Origin of the sequence: Pedobacter aquatilis (assembly GCF_032678425.1) — a bacterium.
GTDB classification, from domain to species: Bacteria; Bacteroidota; Bacteroidia; order Sphingobacteriales; family Sphingobacteriaceae; genus Pedobacter; species Pedobacter aquatilis_B.
On sequence record NZ_JAVTSG010000002.1, the window covers coordinates 54,584 to 71,797 of the forward strand.

The following is a 17,214-nucleotide window of genomic DNA, read 5'->3' on the forward strand; positions in this document are numbered from 1 at the left end:
AAGCAATCTTTTTTCTTTTATTCAAAAAAATGATACCCTCCTTAACCCAACTGGTTTATTGTTCGCTATTTCAGCGGCCACTTAAATCTAAAATAAAAACTAAGACTTTGTCTGAAAATGAAGCAAAAACGATGTAGCGAAAAACTGAATTTATACTCCTATGAAGAAAGGGAGGGGTTTTTGCCAATATTATTTATGTAGCTGCTGTATCTCGGTCTGGAGACCTGAGTTTTCAAAAGGGATTTAAGTGATCCGTTGGAACACTTAAACCAGGGGGGAGATGTTCCGCAAGACATCTCGAAATAATGATAAATTAGGATTTCTAATCCTAAAAATCTAAAAGAAACGCTTGTAAACAAAAAGGCACATTATTTATTATTTCACAAATTAGCGTCTGATAATCTTCAAATGATATGGAATTAACATTTGAATTTTACCTTTCAGCATTGGTTTATACTAATGAATAAAGTATGAGGAAAGATGTTTATCTATTGTTAATGGCCTTGTCATTATTTTTAGCCTGCAAGTCAACAGTGCAAAATGTTGATCTGAAAAAACCTATTGATGCGCAAATTCTTTCTCTTAAAAATAATGATAAATCTGACAGTTTAAAGCTAGACTTATGTTCTTTCATACCAATAAAATGGGATAGCCTGGTAGTTGTAACAGGATATGCATTGCCTAAATCTTTAGAGGCCTTTAACTTCGAAAACCATTACGTTTTAGGGCAATTGATAGGTTATTCTGGGATGCCTGAAAACTCCATCCTCTTGCTTTATATTCAAGGTAAGCGTATTGTTGGATATAGTGAATTGCCTTCACCACAACTACATTATTTATTAGTCAGCAAACATTATATGTCTGGTTTTACTGTAATTTATGAAAGCGAATGCGATAATCTTTGGCTCAGGAAAGAGGGGCTTTGACCAATATTGTTTATGTAGCTGCTGTATCTCGGTCTGGAGACCTGAGTTTTCAAAAGAGATTTAAGAGATCCGTTGGAACACTTAAAGCAGAGGGGGCTTATGCCGTTATTTAAAACACCTTTATAATATTTCAAATTGGCGAGCACTGAAAAAAAATGTTGTAGGTTAGTTTACCTAATTATCTTGACTAGCATTTTACCATCTTTATTATATCTAGCTAACCATCGCTTTAAGGCCTCTTTAGCTTTCTCTAACGTTTCGTAGGTATTAAAGTCACCTGTACTCCCTGATTCATTATCAAATTTTCGTTTCACCTTAAAATAAATTCCTTCCCTTAAATCCATTAGTTCTTTTTGAGAGCATATTACTTCCCCAATTTCAGTATGTAAAATTGTTTTGTTTTGTGATGAACCTATATCTGTACGTGGTCGAGAAAAATAAAAGTAGTAGTATTTTTTTGCCTTTGTTTGTTCATCTTTAGAAACCAGCTCTTCACTAGTTGACAAACCCAGCGTTGATATTATGTTTCGATAGCTGTTATTATTAACTAAATATTTTTCTCTTATTAGATCATATTTATTTTGATCAGCTACTGCCTCCCTCAATGTCTTTCCGAAAAAAATGTAATTTGTCTTTACCGTTGGCAATTGTAGCAATAGACTCATCCATTTCCACATCTTGTATTCACCAATCTCTTTTTCTATGGCTGAAAAAAGTAGTGGCGAATAATAGTATGAATATAATTCACGATTCTTGTAATCCGCTTTAGAGAGTATCTTCCCTACAGGAACAGGTGTTAAATTGCGCATAGAACGGACTTTTAATTTTAAATTTTCTTGGTAAACAGAGTCGCCCATGAAATCCCTCGTAATACGCATTGCCAGAAACTCTGCAAAACCTTCAGATATCATGTCCCCAATTTCGGAGTTGAAAGAACGAACTGTTCCAAAATAATAGTGCGAAAGTTCATGGGCCATGTAATGCAAGAAATAAGGGCGGTTATTCTTATCTTGAAAAGATTTCATCCCGTCTTCCCAGCCAACTTTTATGATGGAGGGATAAGAAACAAATAGCCAGGAATCGTTTTTAGATACAGGTGTTGTTTGAATATATACCGTTTTTCCTTTATATGGAATATTTAACTTTTTCTGTAAATATTCTTGATACGAGTGAAGCTCTTTTTCTAAGTCGTTTAACACAACATCATCAGCATCCGAATTTAAAAAATACTTATCGTTTATAACAGTTGACTTAAAATCCCCAGCAAACATTGTTATGTCTTGAGGTGAATTACTTTTAAGAACGGCACTTGTACCATTTACAGGGTTATTGCCATTTAAGTAGATTACTTTGCAATCGTTACAGTTAATATTTAAATCATATGTAACCTTTTCGTACCTCTTATCTGTTTTTGCATCATAAAGTATTGGATACCATGCGCTTTGTAGTCCGTCAACTCTAAGCGAAGTGCCATTAAATGCAATGTTTCCCCTCCAGTCTGAAACACTCGATGTATCAGTTATAACAGGGTACATGCCAACATAATTGAAACGAACTGTATAGGGAAGATATTTTCCGAATTCTGACCAAGAAGGTATATAGTAAGCGGATGATTCACCTGATGAAAGCGTATCTTTCAGTGATTTTTCATAGGCGAGCGGCAACATATTTGGTTCAGCATTCTTGATGTAGCGAATATTCATACCGGAATTAAGCCTAAAAAAATAATTTTTTAACCGTGGCATATTCGATACCACTAAATCACACTCGAATGTTCCTGCTTTAACCGAAATTTTAATATTGCCTTTGATGTGAGGAATAGTATCTTGTGCATATGAATTGAACCAAGGAAATAATAATACAGACGCTACAATAGTAAAAAATTTATTCATAGATTACTGAGTTCAAAATCTTTAAAATTCTGAAATTCTAATGAGAATTACAATTTTATTATTAGAGTTTGTTTAAAAATGGATTGATTTTTTTTCGTTCTTCGCCATGCCCCCCAACTCATCTCCAAACAATAATTAATTACAATTCCCAATAGAATAAACAAAAACCCTATAAACAAAAAAAAGCCTTGATTTCTCAAGGCTTTTTAAGCAGTAGCGGGGAGCAGGATCGAACTGCCGACCTCAGGGTTATGAATCCTGCGCTCTAACCATCTGAGCTACCCCGCCGGGTAAAAATATTTGCTTATATTATCAAATATTTAGGTGGTTATTTTTTGGAGTTGCAAATATAGAATAAATTACCTTTCTTTAAAAAAATAATATTAAAAAAATAGTCCGCAGTAATATTCGGGCAATGAATTAACATGGCAGAAAAGAAAAAATTTACGCTTGAGTACGAGGTTAAATCGTCGCCACGAATTTTGTATAGCTTTATAAGTGAGCCAAATGGCTTGTCGCAATGGTTTGCAGATGATGTTAATTTTCGCGATCAGGTTTACACCTTTACCTGGGATGACGAACAGCAAAAAGCAAAGCTAATTGCGGTAAAAGAAAACAAATTAGTGAAGTTTAAGTGGCTGGACGACGAACCACAATGCTATTTTGAGATGGAAATTGTGCAAGACGAACTAACCAACGATGTTGCGCTTTCTATAACTGATTTTACTACAGACGACCTCCTTTCAGAGAAAAAATTAATTTGGGATAACCAGATTGATTACCTGATAAGTGTTTTGGGTGCATAAAATAAATATGCATTGTTTACCTTTGTAGGGTGAAAAAGATACATCTTCTAATTATAAAAGCATTCATCAGGCCATTCATCAGCACATTTTTTGTGATGATGTTTATTCTGCTGATGTTCTTTCTATTTAAATATGTTGATGATATCATCGGAAAGGGCTTCGAGTGGTACACTATACTCGAACTCATGTACTATCAATCGATGGTGCAAATTTCTATGGCTCTGCCACTTTCTGTTTTGCTCTCTTCCATCATGACTTTCGGAACGCTTGGTGAAAACTACGAGTTGGTTGCCATAAAAGCGGCGGGTATATCCTTACAAAAGGCCATGCAACCCCTTTTTGTGTTGATACTGATGCTCACCATCGGTTCATTTGGATTCTCCAATTACATGCTTCCAAAAGCCAATCTTAAATTTTATTCCCTAATGTTTGATGTTCGGAATAAAAAACTGGCTTTCCTGATAAAACCCGGCGTATTTAACAATAGCATTCCAGATTATTCCATTCGTGTAGACAGTAAGGATGAAGATGGAAAAATGTTTGGCATTATGATTTACGATCATAAGGGTACTAATGGCATCCCAAAAGTTATTCTGGCAAAAGAGGGCGAATTAAATAAATCACCGGATGGCAAATACTTAATATTTAACCTGAAAAATGGGGTAACTTACGAGGAGCAAGCCAGTTCGAGCGGGGTTTACAACCCAAGGCAAATATTATACAGAAGCCGATTCAAGGAAACTCAGCCAAAGTTTGATATGGCATCCTTTGATATGCAAAAGACCGACCAGGGCAGTTTCGGCAATAATACAGTGATGCTAAATCTTAAAGGCATCGATAAAAAGCGGGATTCATTAGTTAAAAAAATGGATACGCTGAACATAAACCGGGCCCGCACTTTGGGGAATAACTTTAAGCAAACCAATATTGCACTGGGTTACACCAAAGTTAAAATTGCGCCTAAAAAGATTGATAACGATATCCTGAAGAATATTCCGAATGGTTATAGACTTCAAAGTGTTCAGAATGCAGCAAACATTGTTGCAACCATGAAACAAGGTTTAGATTATGGCGCTCCGGTACAGCAGGATTTAAAGGAAGAAATTATTTTTACCAGCGTAGAGTATCAGCGTAAGTTTACCCTCGCTGCATCTTGTATTCTGTTATTTTTTATTGGTGCGCCATTAGGGGCAATCATCAGAAAGGGTGGGATGGGCTTGCCTGTCGTAATCGCCATTATTTTTTTCCTGATTTACCACATCATCACTACAGTTGCCGAGAAATCTGCAAGAGAAGGCAATTTAAACCCGATATTGGGGATGTGGCTGGCCTTTATTATACTTACACCCTTAGCTGTATTTTTAACCTATAAGGCTACAGTAGATTCGGCATTGTTCGACGTAAACTACTACAAACAATTTTTCATTAAGCTCTTCAGGATAAAGCAAAAATAAAATCTCTTATCGTTTACTTACAAATGATATAATCATAATTATATTGCTCAATAAGGTTGTACCTTTGTATCAATCTATTCAAGATTTAATATCTGATAATAGGCAATTTGTACTTTATAAAAATGCAAACAAAATTAAACACCATACAAGAGGCTATTGACGACATCAAAGCCGGTAAAGTTATCATCGTTGTAGATGATGAAGATAGAGAAAACGAAGGTGACTTTTTAACCGCTGCAGAAAATGCAACACCAGAAGTTATCAATTTTATGGCGACTTATGGGCGTGGCTTAATTTGTGCCCCGCTAACTGAAGAACGTTGTAATGAGCTAAACCTGAATTTAATGGTTGGCAAAAATACAGCAGCCTATGAAACGAATTTTACGGTATCAGTTGATTTGGTAGGGCATGGTTGCACTACCGGAATTTCTGCAAGCGACCGTTCTAAAACGATGCTGGCATTGGCCAATCCAAATACCAATCCAGATGAATTGGGCAGACCAGGTCATATTTTCCCGCTAATGGCGAAGGATGGTGGGGTTATCAGACGTGCAGGACATACCGAAGCGGCTGTAGATTTAGCCCGTCTTGCGGGTTTTAAACCTGCTGGCGTTTTGGTAGAGATACTTAAGGAAGATGGGGAGATGGCTCGCCTACCGGATTTATTTAAAATTGCAGAGCAGCACCAGCTAAAGATTATTTCTATTGAAGATTTAATCGCCTATCGCTTAACAGTGGATAGTTTAGTAAAACAAGAAGTCACTATCGATTTGCCAACGGCTTGGGGTGATTTCAAAATGACCGCTTATACCCAACTGGATAATAACGCAACGCATTTAGCCATCTCTAAAGGAGAATGGACAGAAGGTGAACCGATTTTAGCTCGTGTACACAGTTCTTGCGTAACGGGCGATATCTTTGGTTCTTGCCGTTGCGATTGCGGTCCGCAGTTACATAAAGCGCTTGAAATGATTGAGAAGGAAGGAAAAGGTGTGGTTGTTTATATGAATCAGGAAGGACGTGGTATTGGATTGATTAATAAATTGCGTTCTTATAATCTACAGGACGCAGGTTTTGATACCGTTGAAGCCAATATCAAATTAGGTTTTAAGGGCGATGAACGTGATTACGGCGTTGGTGCACAGATTTTAAGATTACATGGTGTAACCAAAATGAGGTTAATGAGCAACAACCCAACTAAACGTGCCGGTTTAATTGGCTACGGTTTAGAGGTTGTAGAAAATATTCCGATTGAAATAGAAAGCAACGTACACAACGAACGTTATTTAAAAACCAAAAGAGATAAGATGGGCCATTCGATTATGAAAGGGTAAACTGTTATCAGTTGGGAGTTGTCAGTTACCTGTTTGGGTTCAACTGACAACTTTTTTATTTATATGCATCTACGACTGTCGACCAATAACTGTTATCTGTTTTGAGTTATCAGTTACCTGTCTTGATTCATTTAAACATCCTGACTAGTAACAGATAACAGGCAACCCGCAACTGAATTCCTATCTTCTCTGATTATTCTTATTCTGGTTAATAATCGCTTCCTTATTGATGGTGCGATTTGTTTTAACAGGTTGTTCTGCTTCCTTCTTTTTCAAGTTTCTTCTGTAAGCACCCGATAATTTTTGCAAAAACTCCTTAAATGTGTCGAACTGTTGTGTGTAAACCAAACCTACAGAGGTAACATTTGCCGTAGAACTGATACCGCTATTTAAGAAAATACTTTGCTGTGTTGGTGGTTTGTTGGCTAGTTTTCCAGTTAAACTTCCATCTTTTCTGATCAAAAATACAGCCTCAAGTTCGCTACCTACATTGTTTTTAGAGAAATCGATCACTGTAAAATCATTCAGACTGTTTCTGTCTACAATTCCGGCATTGATAATAAGCCTGTCATTGAAGAACTTAAATGAAGCGTTGGCCTCACTAAGCGACTTTACGTTCAAATCGACAAAGTTTAAGTTTAGTGATGATAATACATTATTAAACTGGTTAAATACCAACTCGGTTGCCGTACTCGAAACGCTAGAGCCCAATTGCTTACCAATAGATTCACCACCATTACCAGGCGCAAAACTCCTTCTGATAATTAAACTGAAAGCCTGCAAATTCAGGTTATTTTGGTCGCTGAAGTAAGTTTGAAGCTCTTCCTTAATTGCAGGTAGCGCCGGAAAATTAATATCAAGCTTGATATCCGGTTGTAATAAAAGCCCGGTTAAGCCCATTTCTACTTCGGTATTGACCCTTTGGTTGGCATTACTACTCGCATCTCTATTGGCTGCTTTGTACAATTCATTTAAGTTGGCACGAAGTGCATAAACAGCCTTTAGGTTGATTTGTGCTGCCGTCGGGTTTCCGGTCCAGCGGATGGTTCCGCCTTGCCTGATTTCGAATTTCTTATTGATAACTTCCTGTGCGGTAAAATCAAAACTTCCGGTTTCGATAATATAATCTCCAGACATCTCGAAATCGCCTAAACTATTAATGTTCAAGTTCAATTCAGCGTTGCCCTTACCACTTAAATTACCCAGAGTCGTAAAAATATTAGCGGTCGTATTCGGATCAATCGTTAATTTGAATGTTAAGGTTAAACCGTCGAAAGTAGTTACTTTTTTGACCACCTTCGCCGAATCTCTACTGATGAAATTAATGAAATCTTTATCTGAAACCGTTTCTGAACTATTTAACGGGAGATTAAAAACCGTTCCTTTTTCAGTTTTAGCTTTGATGTCAATCTTCATTTTACTGGTCGGGCCGTTAAATTTGAAAACCCCTGTACCGTAAGCCTTACCAAAATAAACAGAATTATCTTTAGAGGTGGTATTCAGTGCCATGAAGTCTTCTGCATTTACCGTAATATCAAGCGTTGGGTCGTCAATATTGTTCAAATCAACACTGCCATTTGCCTTGGCTTCATGTCCTTCTAAATCGGCTAGTTTAAAATCATCCAGGGTAATTACACTATTTTCTACATTAACTTTATCGCTAATGACGTAGGTCGTTTTAAGGTAATTCACCATCAATTGCCCTTTGTTTAAAGAGAGCGTTCCATTGATTTTCGGGTCATCTAGTTTACCTTTAACCGTTAAATCTGAGGATACATTTCCTTTCAGATTGGATACAAGCTTTTTAACAAAAGGCTCAAAAATGGTGAGTTTGCTTTCATCCATCTTGATATTTAAATCAAGCTCTTTTTCTTTTAAATCTACACCTCCGGTTACTTTAAACGTTTCAGAATCATTGGCCGTAATCCGGGTATAAACATTTATTTTGTTGTTCTCGTTAAATGAAGACGTGTCGGTAAGCGTACCTATATAAATATCATTAAAGTTTAACGAGTCGATTTTAATATCATCGTTAACCCTCGGTGCTTTTAAAATGCCATAAATATTCGTTTTGCCGTTTACATTTCCGGCAAGCTTAACGCCAAATCCCTTGGTAAAGAAATTAATGGTTTTTAGGTTGAAATCCTGAAAGCCTACCTCAAGCAAATCTTTCGGGTCTTCTGATATTAAACCATCAATCGTAATTTGTTGCTTATCGTTCGTTAAATCGAAGTTCTTGATTTCCGTTTTGCCATTATTTAAAACAATGCGAACCTTTTCCTGAATCCTCCATTCTTCATTATTAATCTGCAGGATGGATGGCAAAATACTTAAACGAGCGGTTGTATCTTGGTTTTTAGTAAATTCTACAAGTCCGTTTAAATCTAATTGGTTAGAATTATCTGCACTCGACGTTTTAATGTTAAATGCCAAACTATCATTTCTCAGAATGTTCGAAACGTTAAAATCTTTAACAAATAAACTATCGTTCAGTTGAACCCTATCTGATGTTACGTTAAGCTGAAGTTGCTGCGGTGTGGTGTTTTCATCAATAATGATGTTATTCACCACAACCCCCTGGTATTTTAGATTTTTGATAAATCCGTTTAGGGTGGCCGTATTATTCCTCGAATCGAAATTTCCGATAAAGTTTGCGCCTTCTGATAACTCCAGTCCAGGGGAAATTAATTGCGCCAAAGGTTCAAATCGCTTAACCTTTAAATTGAACTGAAAAATCTGCTCTTGAAACTTAATTATCTGTGTTTGGAATGAAGGTACATAGGTTTTGGCAATTGCCTTGTAGTAAGAGCCGATGGAATTCAAATCATACTTTCCATCAATACTGGCATCTAAGAGATCCGATTTGATGGTCAGGTGGCGATCTACACCACTGCCGTTCGCTGTCAATTCAACGGAATCGATACTGTAGGTTCCTTTAGGATTTTTAAGCACAATCTCCTGAATTCTTAACCGCCCTTCGATGTTATTTAGGTCTGTTCCCGAAAAATTGGTGTTGAATTTAGCATCAACGCGAAGCGAATCCTTAATCAGCTTAAGTGCTTTTAACCTGGCACCGGTTATGGTAGCGTTAAAGTTAAAAACTGGTAATTTCGGGTTCAGGTTTACGCCACCATCAAAATCCAGTTTAATGTTTTTATCGTTGATGGTTAGTTTTCCATCAAAATACTTTTTATCGAATGTTCCGTTAATTTTAACGTTTCGGTATCGGTAATTGTTAAAGTCGATGTAATCAACATCGCCCTCGATTTGCTCCGTAAGCTCTTTAAGTTCAGTACCTCTACCTTTTACATATAATGATGAGGTAATTCGGCCTAAGGTTTTTTCCTCTAAAAGATTGCCAATATTAAAGTCGTAGGTTTTAACATTTCCGGTGTAAGATGGAACATCGTTCTTGTCGATTTTCATGTTTACGTCCGAAACAATACGACCTAATTTCGTCTTGAATTCGCCATATGCAATAAAATCGTTTTGAAAACCCGTAAAACTGCCGTTAAAGTTAATGTTGCCAAACTTACTTACAATAGCAGGTACTATCTTCTTTTTCTTTCCGGTGATGCCAGCTAAAACTTCATCTAAATCAGTTTTATTGGTTCCGGCCATTTCGATTTTTAAATCCATAAAGGTTTCTTCCCATTTAGGTAAACCTTTAATTACAAAATCGCCTTTTATGTGCGTGGCCTTTCCCGATCTTATGGATAGTTTTTTGGCTTTGAGGTTATTCACCAAACCTGTAATCTGACCATCAACATCTAACTCCATTTTCATGGTGCTTAACTCGGGTGCAAAGTAGGCTACATCTTTAGAAGTGATGTGACTATCTTTAAAAATCGCCTTCATCCGAACATTATCAATGTAATGGTTAAAGTCTCTGAAAGTTTTAAACTGCATCCGGTAATAGTCCGTTAATCTACTTTGATTAGTGACCAGCAATAATTTTTTGAGTTCGATAGCATTGGTGTCAACCGTAGTTTCTGCCGTCAAATTCTTTAAATAGAAACCGCTTCGTTCTCTTAACGTCAGGTTTTTAATATTGGTTTTAAGGATATGGTTTTTAGTATCAAGCCCCTCTAAAATAACGCTCAAATTTTTTACATCAACATTGTCGAAGTTTACGCTATTACCTTGAACCGTGTCTTTTGCCTTATAGTTTTTGTATTTAAAGGCGAGATTATTGACAATGATTCTTCCGAAATCCATTTTGAATGGTTTCTTCTTTTTCTTTACAGTAACCTTACCATCATCAAAATAATTAATAATGAAATCGAGGTTAGAAGAATTATCTTTGAAATCTTTTAAGAAGAACTGCCCGTTATTAAGTTGAATTGTATTGATGTCGATTATCTTTTTATCAATCGATAATTGATTAATATCGACCATCAAGGTTGGTGTACTTAGTAGGGTATCTTTTTGAAGGTCGAGTACCAATAGTTCTTCAAGAACAATTGACTTAAAAGGCTTGATGTATAAGCTTTTAATAGAAACAGTAGTATTAAGCTCCTTTGATAAATACGCCGCTGCTTTTTTCGCAAAAAAAGTTTGAACAGGTTTAAACTGCAGTGAAAAAATAAGAAGCGCAAGCAGCAAAATTATTGATGCGATTACCCAAAGGAGTATTTTAAATAGTTTTTTAATAATTTTGCAGCTTAAATAAAAATAATTTGTCTATTATACTTGCTATAGAGTCCTCTTGCGACGATACTTCAGTTGCTATATGTAACAACGGCAAAATTACGGCCAATGTTATTGCAAACCAAACAATTCATGAAAATTATGGTGGCGTAATCCCTGAATTGGCTTCAAGGGTACATCAACAAAATATTGTGCCGGCTGTACAACAAGCATTATTGAATGCAAAGGTTACAAAAGAGGACATAAATGCTGTTGCCTTTACGCAAGGACCGGGTTTATTAGGTTCTCTTTTAGTTGGTGTTTCTTTTGCGAAATCTTTTGCATTGGCTTTAAATTTACCGCTAATTTCTGTTAACCATATGCATGCGCATATTTTGGCACATTTTATAGATGAACCAAAACCGAAATTTCCTTTTTTATGCTTAACGGTTTCGGGTGGCCACACACAAATTGTGCTGATTAAGGATTATTTCGACATGGAAATAGTGGGCGAAACTTTAGATGATGCCGCTGGAGAAGCTTTTGATAAAACAGCTAAGATTTTACAATTACCTTATCCCGGCGGACCATTAATTGATAAACATGCGCAGTTGGGAAATCCTAAAGCTTATAAATTTGCCGAACCTCAAATTGCTGATTTGAATTTTAGTTTCAGCGGATTTAAAACTTCAATTTTATATTTTATTCGCAAGCAGGAAAAGGAAAACCCTAATTTCATTGCTGAAAATTTAAACGATATTTGTGCCTCTGTTCAGTATAGTATTATTCAGATTTTGATGAATAAACTAAAAAAGGCAGCGAGGCAGTATAATATAAAAGAGATAGCCATTGCAGGTGGTGTTTCTGCTAATTCTGGACTAAGAAATACATTAGAGCAAACAGCTGTTGATTTGGGTTGGAACGTTTACATTCCGGCTTTTCAATATTGTACCGACAATGCAGGCATGATTGCAATTGCAGGCTACCACAAGTTTTTGAAACAAGAGTTTGTTGGCCAGGATGTTTCGCCTTTAGCGAGAATGGAATTTTAGAAAATGATTACACAGGGTTTGGTGAGGTGTGATTGATTAATTGTTGAATTGCTATTTGATAATTAAGCATTGAGAATTGAAACTTGGTTTTTTAGTTTTGATAATTGAAACTTAGTTTTTGAGTTACTGAATAATCTCCTGACCACTGAAAACTATAAACTGACCACTGATTAAAAAAAAATATATGACTGGAGCATCATTAGTATTTTGGATAGTTTGCGCAATTCCTCTGATGGGAATTTTATACTATCTGATAAGAAAAGATAAAAATAAATTGAAGGGGAGTTGGGGTGTAATTATTTTAGGCGCCTTACTTATTGCGGCAATATTGGTTATCGTTTATGTAACCAAAGATTTTAACGCCATTTTCAGCCAGAATTAAGTTTTAAAATGGCTATTAAATAAAACAGTCCCGATTAAATTAATAATCGGGACTGTTTTTGTTTATAAGAATTATACTATTTTTCTTCTAATTTATCGCCAGTTACTTCGGTTTTAATTTTAGCTTCTAGTTCCTCTGCTAATTCTGGGTTATCACTTAAAAGTTGTTTAACAGCATCTCTACCTTGTCCTAATTTGGTATCACCGTAAGAGAACCAAGAACCAGCTTTTTTGATGATGCCGAAATCAACACCTAAGTCAATAATTTCACCATTTTTAGAAATACCTTCTCCAAACATTACGTCAAACTCAGCAATACGGAAAGGAGGGGCAACTTTGTTCTTTACAATTTTTACTTTAACGCGGTTACCAGAAACCTCGTCAGTATCTTTAATTTGAGAGATTCTACGAATATCTAAACGTACCGAAGCATAAAACTTTAATGCATTACCACCAGTTGTGGTTTCAGGATTACCAAACATTACACCAATTTTATCACGTAATTGGTTAATGAAAATACAGCAACATCCGGTTTTTGAAATTGTACCCGTTAATTTACGTAACGCCTGACTCATCAAACGGGCATGTAAGCCCATTTTACTGTCGCCCATTTCGCCTTCAATTTCACTTTTTGGTACTAAGGCTGCAACGGAGTCAATTACGATTACATCAATTGCGCCTGAACGAATCAAATTATCAGCAATTTCTAAAGCTTGCTCACCGTTATCTGGTTGAGAAATTAAGAGGTTATCTGTATCTACACCTAACTTTTTAGCATAAAACTGGTCAAAAGCATGCTCCGCGTCAATAAATGCGGCAATACCGCCTTTTTTCTGCGCTTCTGCAATTATATGTGTTGCTAAAGTGGTTTTACCAGAAGATTCCGGACCATAAATTTCGATAATACGACCCTTTGGAATACCGCCAATGCCTAAAGCAATGTCTAAACTGATTGAACCAGTTGAAATGTATTCCAATGGCTCAACAGCGGTATCACCTAATTTCATTATCGTACCTTTACCATACGATTTCTCTAATTTATCTAAAGTAAGCTGTAATGCTTTTAATTTATCTGTGTTGGCAGTTGCACTCATTTTTTCTTTCATGTAAGGCGTAAATATAAAACTAATCTATCGGCTAAAATCAAATGTTAAAAACTTATATACTAAAATATTTAGCTAAGTTAATTGTTTTTTAGCTAATGTCAATAGTAAAGTAAAAATATTTTTAAACTTTTTCTAAGACATTGCGCTTTTGAAGTTTTTCAAAATAGCGACACATATATGTAATCTCGCAAATGTCGCATTTAGGGCTTCTGGCTACACAAACATAGCGTCCATGTAAAATTAGCCAATGGTGTGCAATATGAATATCGTGTTCTGGCAAATGTTTAACCAAATCTTTTTCTACAGCCAAAGGTGTTTTTCCATTGGTTAAACCCAGCCTGTTTGCTACACGAAAAACGTGCGTATCAACTGCCATTGCAGGTGCGTTGTATATCACCGAGGCGATAACATTTGCCGTCTTTCTACCCACACCAGGCATTTTTTGTAAATCATCAATGCCCGATGGTACAACATTATTAAATTCATTTAATAATATATTCGCCATTCCAACTAAATGTTTGGCTTTATTATTTGGGTAACTAATGCTTCTGATGTAATCGAAAACAATATCTGGTGTAGCTTCGGCAAGCGCCTTGGCATTTGGGAAACGCTGAAAAAGTGCTGGCGTAACCATATTCACTCTTTTGTCGGTACACTGAGCCGATAAAATTACCGCCACCAAAAGCTGATAAGGATTATTGTAATGGAGTTCTGTTTCTGCATCTGGCTGCTTGGCCGAAAAATGTTCAACAAAAAGTTTATACCGTTCTTTTTTAAGCATGGACAAATATAGGCAGGTATTTTTACATGCATTAGAAATTATTAGAAAATTGAAGCGAACAATTCTTGGCTCAATTCGTCCCGCTTTTTACTACAATCTTTTTATTTAACTTCTGTCATTCTGAGGAACGAAGAATCCCTGCCTGCGGCAGGCAGGTGTTTCATCGGTTACAGTTGCTTCGTGCCTCAGCATAACGGTGTATTTAAGTGGACTACAAATTAAAAAGTATTTTCGTTACAATCGGGTTTAGAAACATTGGATTTGTGCAGGAAATATCCCTTAACTTATGCAGATTGCAAAGGTAGGTTTGTTTATTGCAGATAACTTTGTTAATAAACCGGATAGAAACGAGCACGGAGTGCAACGGAGTAAAGTGTATAGCCGGACTGATAATTTTTAGTAGTGCTAACGCAGCCTTTCTAATTAATGGAAAGAGGTAACCGCAACTTTTTCATTTACATCAACTTCCTGATTTTGATTGCTTTTAATTAACCAAAAAGCAAAAAAAGCACCTATTAGAGCCATTGCAGCGCCTACGTAAGCGGGAGAAGTATAATCAAAGCCATAAACTAATGGCAAGCCACCAAAAAATGCACCTAATGCATTCCCAATATTAAAACTCGCCTGACTAGCCGATGCAGCAAGCATTTCCGAACCTTTAGCAGATTGTATCATGAGCATTTGAATAGGCGCAGCAAGTGAAAATGAAACGGCTCCGGTAATAAATGTCATTACGAGTGCCATCACTTGGTTAGCGGATACAAAATGTACAATTGTTAAGGTAACAACCATTGTAATAAGCAACACAGCCGAAGCTTTTGCGGGTGAATATTTATCTGCCAATACACCGCCTAAATAGTTTCCGGCCATCATGCCTAAACCAGCCAACATTAATATGTAAGTAACTGCATTAGATGAAAAGCCTGCAACCTCCGTCATTAGAGGGGCTATATAACTATACCAGGTAAACAGTCCGCCTGTACCAATCGATATCATAAAAATAATTATCCAGGCTTCTTTTTTCTTGAAAAAGCTAAGTTCGGCTTTTAAATCACGGTTTTTGGTGGCTTCTAATGCTGGTAACCAAACCTTCAAACTTAATAATGTAACTAAACCTACAAATACCACTACGGCAAAAGATATACGCCATGAAAAGTTATGACCAATAAATGTACCCAGCGGAACACCAATAATATTGGCTATGGTTAAACCCATAAACATTAAGGAAACGGCCTGGGCAGCTTTACCTTCTTTCGCAATTCTGCTTGCTACAACAGAACCAACACCAAAGAATGCACCGTGTGGCAAACCTGATAATAATCTGGCAATAAATAAAGTATCGAAAGTAGGAGCAAATGCAGAAAATGCATTAAAGGCTGTAAACATTACCATTAAGGCGATTAATATTTTTTTTGGTGGATATTTACCCGCGATCATAATTAATAGCGGCGCACCAATTACCACACCAAGCGCATAAGCAGAAATTAAATGACCAGCCTGTGGAATGGTAACCTTTAAATCTTTAGCAATATCAGGCAAAAGGCCCATCATTACAAATTCTGTAATGCCAATGCCTAAACCGCCCAACGTTAATGGAATTAAATTCTTATTCATAGCAAGTCTTAGTGTTAAAATTACACTATGTAAAGGTAAGACTTTTTGAGTTAAGGAAATGTAAAATATAATGGAGGAGGAGCAATGTAAAATTGTAGATGTGAGATGGGAAATGAAATAGGGTTAAAGAGAGAATGGAGAATAGGGAAGGGAAGATGTATAATGGAGAGTGGATGGGTTTGAGATATGGAACAGATGATGTGAGATGGAGGAAGGGGAAGGGTTACGATATAATTTAAAATAAAAAAGCTTCCTTAAATTTAAGGAAGCTTTTGCTGTGTAAATTACTTTTTCTTGCTGTAAGCTAAAATCCTGTTGATGCTATCATCAGAAGGATTTTGAAGCAGTCCATCTAACTTACTTTTGATTTGATCATAAAATAAGTCAATTTCCGCATCAGATTCACAATCAGTATTGTAATGAAACATGTTTTGGGTTGGTAAGTTTACACTTTTTAATGATGTAGAGGTTTTTGTCATAAGCAACTATAAGTTATTGTTTAATTAAGTAAACGATACTTCAGTAGCTTTATTTCAATCCCTAAAACATTTTATGTAACTTTTTTATTACCCTTTAGGTATCATTTCTTTCGTCTTCAGCATCTTGCGCAAATTGCTCAATGCGTAACGCATACGACCTAATGCTGTGTTGATACTTACATCAGTTAAATCGGCAATTTCTTTGAAGCTTAAATCTGCATAATGGCGCATTAATAGTACCTCTTTCTGCTCATCAGGCAATAAATGAATCATCGCTTTCAAATCTTTGTGCGTTTGGTCGCGGAGCATTTTTTCTTCTGCACTTTCATCATAAAAATGCAGCATATTAAATACATCCATTCCATCCGAACTTGTAATAATCGGTGTTCGTTTTTCCTTTCTGAAATAATCGATAACTAAGTTATGCGCAATACGCATTACCCAAGGTAAGAACTTGCCTTCCTCGTTATACCTTCCAGATCGCAATGTGTTAATTACTTTGATAAAAGCATCTTGAAAAATATCTTCTGCCAAATATTGGTCTTTCACCAACAAGTAGATAGATGTATAAATTTTGCTTTTATGTCTACGTAAAAGTTCCTGCAATCCATTCTCGTTCCCGGCAACATATAACTTTACCAGGTCCTGATCATTGTATGATTGTAAATTCATAGGTTTACCTACACTAAATCCCTTACTATTTGCTAAAAATTAATTTGTAGAAGTTTAATTTCTATAGCTTGTCTCCTATGTTTTTTGA

Annotated in this window: 13 protein-coding genes and 1 tRNA gene; 6 read left to right on the forward strand and 8 right to left on the reverse strand. The window is 36.1% G+C overall.

The features are described from left to right. Positions 1–470: 470 nt before the first annotated feature. The gene (locus R2Q16_RS06240) at positions 471–926 is read left to right on the forward strand and encodes a hypothetical protein (RefSeq protein WP_316735848.1); all 456 of its coding nucleotides are present in this window, start codon (positions 471–473) and stop codon (positions 924–926) included. Between the two features lie 170 nt (positions 927–1,096). Here the strand turns inward: R2Q16_RS06240 and R2Q16_RS06245 are convergent, their stop codons facing one another. Then, positions 1,097–2,818 (reverse strand): hypothetical protein, encoded by a 1,722-nt coding sequence (locus R2Q16_RS06245; RefSeq protein ID WP_316735850.1) that lies wholly within the window; start codon positions 2,816–2,818, stop codon positions 1,097–1,099. Positions 2,819–3,032: 214 nt separating this feature from the next. After that, positions 3,033–3,106: transfer RNA gene (locus R2Q16_RS06250), tRNA-Met, on the reverse strand. Positions 3,107–3,243: 137 nt separating this feature from the next. On the opposite strand from R2Q16_RS06250, the gene R2Q16_RS06255 reads away from it, so the two are divergent. The 3 genes from R2Q16_RS06255 to R2Q16_RS06265 all read left to right on the forward strand — a co-directional run bounded on the left by R2Q16_RS06255 (position 3,244) and on the right by R2Q16_RS06265 (position 6,412). Then, the gene (locus R2Q16_RS06255) at positions 3,244–3,624 is read left to right on the forward strand and encodes an START-like domain-containing protein (protein WP_316735851.1); all 381 of its coding nucleotides are present in this window, start codon (positions 3,244–3,246) and stop codon (positions 3,622–3,624) included. A 29-nt stretch (positions 3,625–3,653) separates the two neighbouring features. Further along, positions 3,654–5,078, forward strand: coding sequence for an LptF/LptG family permease (locus R2Q16_RS06260; protein WP_316735853.1), 1,425 nt, complete (start codon positions 3,654–3,656; stop codon positions 5,076–5,078). 122 nt (positions 5,079–5,200) lie between these two features. After that, positions 5,201–6,412 (forward strand): bifunctional 3,4-dihydroxy-2-butanone-4-phosphate synthase/GTP cyclohydrolase II, encoded by a 1,212-nt coding sequence (locus R2Q16_RS06265; RefSeq protein WP_316735854.1) that lies wholly within the window; start codon positions 5,201–5,203, stop codon positions 6,410–6,412. A 180-nt stretch (positions 6,413–6,592) separates the two neighbouring features. On the opposite strand, the gene R2Q16_RS06270 is transcribed toward R2Q16_RS06265, so the two are convergent. Beyond that, the gene (locus R2Q16_RS06270) at positions 6,593–11,017 is read right to left on the reverse strand and encodes a translocation/assembly module TamB domain-containing protein (protein ID WP_316735855.1); all 4,425 of its coding nucleotides are present in this window, start codon (positions 11,015–11,017) and stop codon (positions 6,593–6,595) included. A gap of 74 nt (positions 11,018–11,091) precedes the next feature. Between R2Q16_RS06270 and tsaD the strand changes: the two genes are divergently transcribed. Both tsaD and R2Q16_RS06280 read left to right on the forward strand, forming a co-directional pair. Next, on the forward strand, positions 11,092–12,093 hold the full coding sequence (gene tsaD / locus R2Q16_RS06275) for a tRNA (adenosine(37)-N6)-threonylcarbamoyltransferase complex transferase subunit TsaD (protein ID WP_316735856.1): 1,002 nt from the start codon (positions 11,092–11,094) through the stop codon (positions 12,091–12,093). A 184-nt stretch (positions 12,094–12,277) separates the two neighbouring features. Further along, the gene (locus R2Q16_RS06280) at positions 12,278–12,475 is read left to right on the forward strand and encodes a hypothetical protein (RefSeq protein WP_231463494.1); all 198 of its coding nucleotides are present in this window, start codon (positions 12,278–12,280) and stop codon (positions 12,473–12,475) included. Positions 12,476–12,551: 76 nt separating this feature from the next. Here R2Q16_RS06280 and recA read toward each other — a convergent pair whose 3' ends face one another. The 5 genes from recA to R2Q16_RS06305 all read right to left on the reverse strand — a co-directional run bounded on the left by recA (position 12,552) and on the right by R2Q16_RS06305 (position 17,126). Then, a complete protein-coding gene (gene recA, locus R2Q16_RS06285; RefSeq protein ID WP_316735859.1) occupies positions 12,552–13,580 on the reverse strand; it encodes a recombinase RecA in 1,029 nt (342 codons plus the stop codon). A gap of 121 nt (positions 13,581–13,701) precedes the next feature. Continuing rightward, positions 13,702–14,361 (reverse strand): endonuclease III, encoded by a 660-nt coding sequence (gene nth, locus R2Q16_RS06290; RefSeq protein WP_316735860.1) that lies wholly within the window; start codon positions 14,359–14,361, stop codon positions 13,702–13,704. Between the two features lie 423 nt (positions 14,362–14,784). Beyond that, complete coding sequence (locus tag R2Q16_RS06295; RefSeq protein WP_316735862.1) at positions 14,785–15,975, reverse strand: MFS transporter; 1,191 nt, start codon at positions 15,973–15,975, stop codon at positions 14,785–14,787. Positions 15,976–16,259: 284 nt separating this feature from the next. After that, a complete protein-coding gene (locus R2Q16_RS06300; protein ID WP_316735864.1) occupies positions 16,260–16,454 on the reverse strand; it encodes a hypothetical protein in 195 nt (64 codons plus the stop codon). An 87-nt stretch (positions 16,455–16,541) separates the two neighbouring features. Next, positions 16,542–17,126, reverse strand: a complete 585-nt coding sequence (locus tag R2Q16_RS06305; RefSeq protein ID WP_316735866.1) for an RNA polymerase sigma factor — start codon at positions 17,124–17,126, stop codon at positions 16,542–16,544. Positions 17,127–17,214 lie beyond the last annotated feature (88 nt).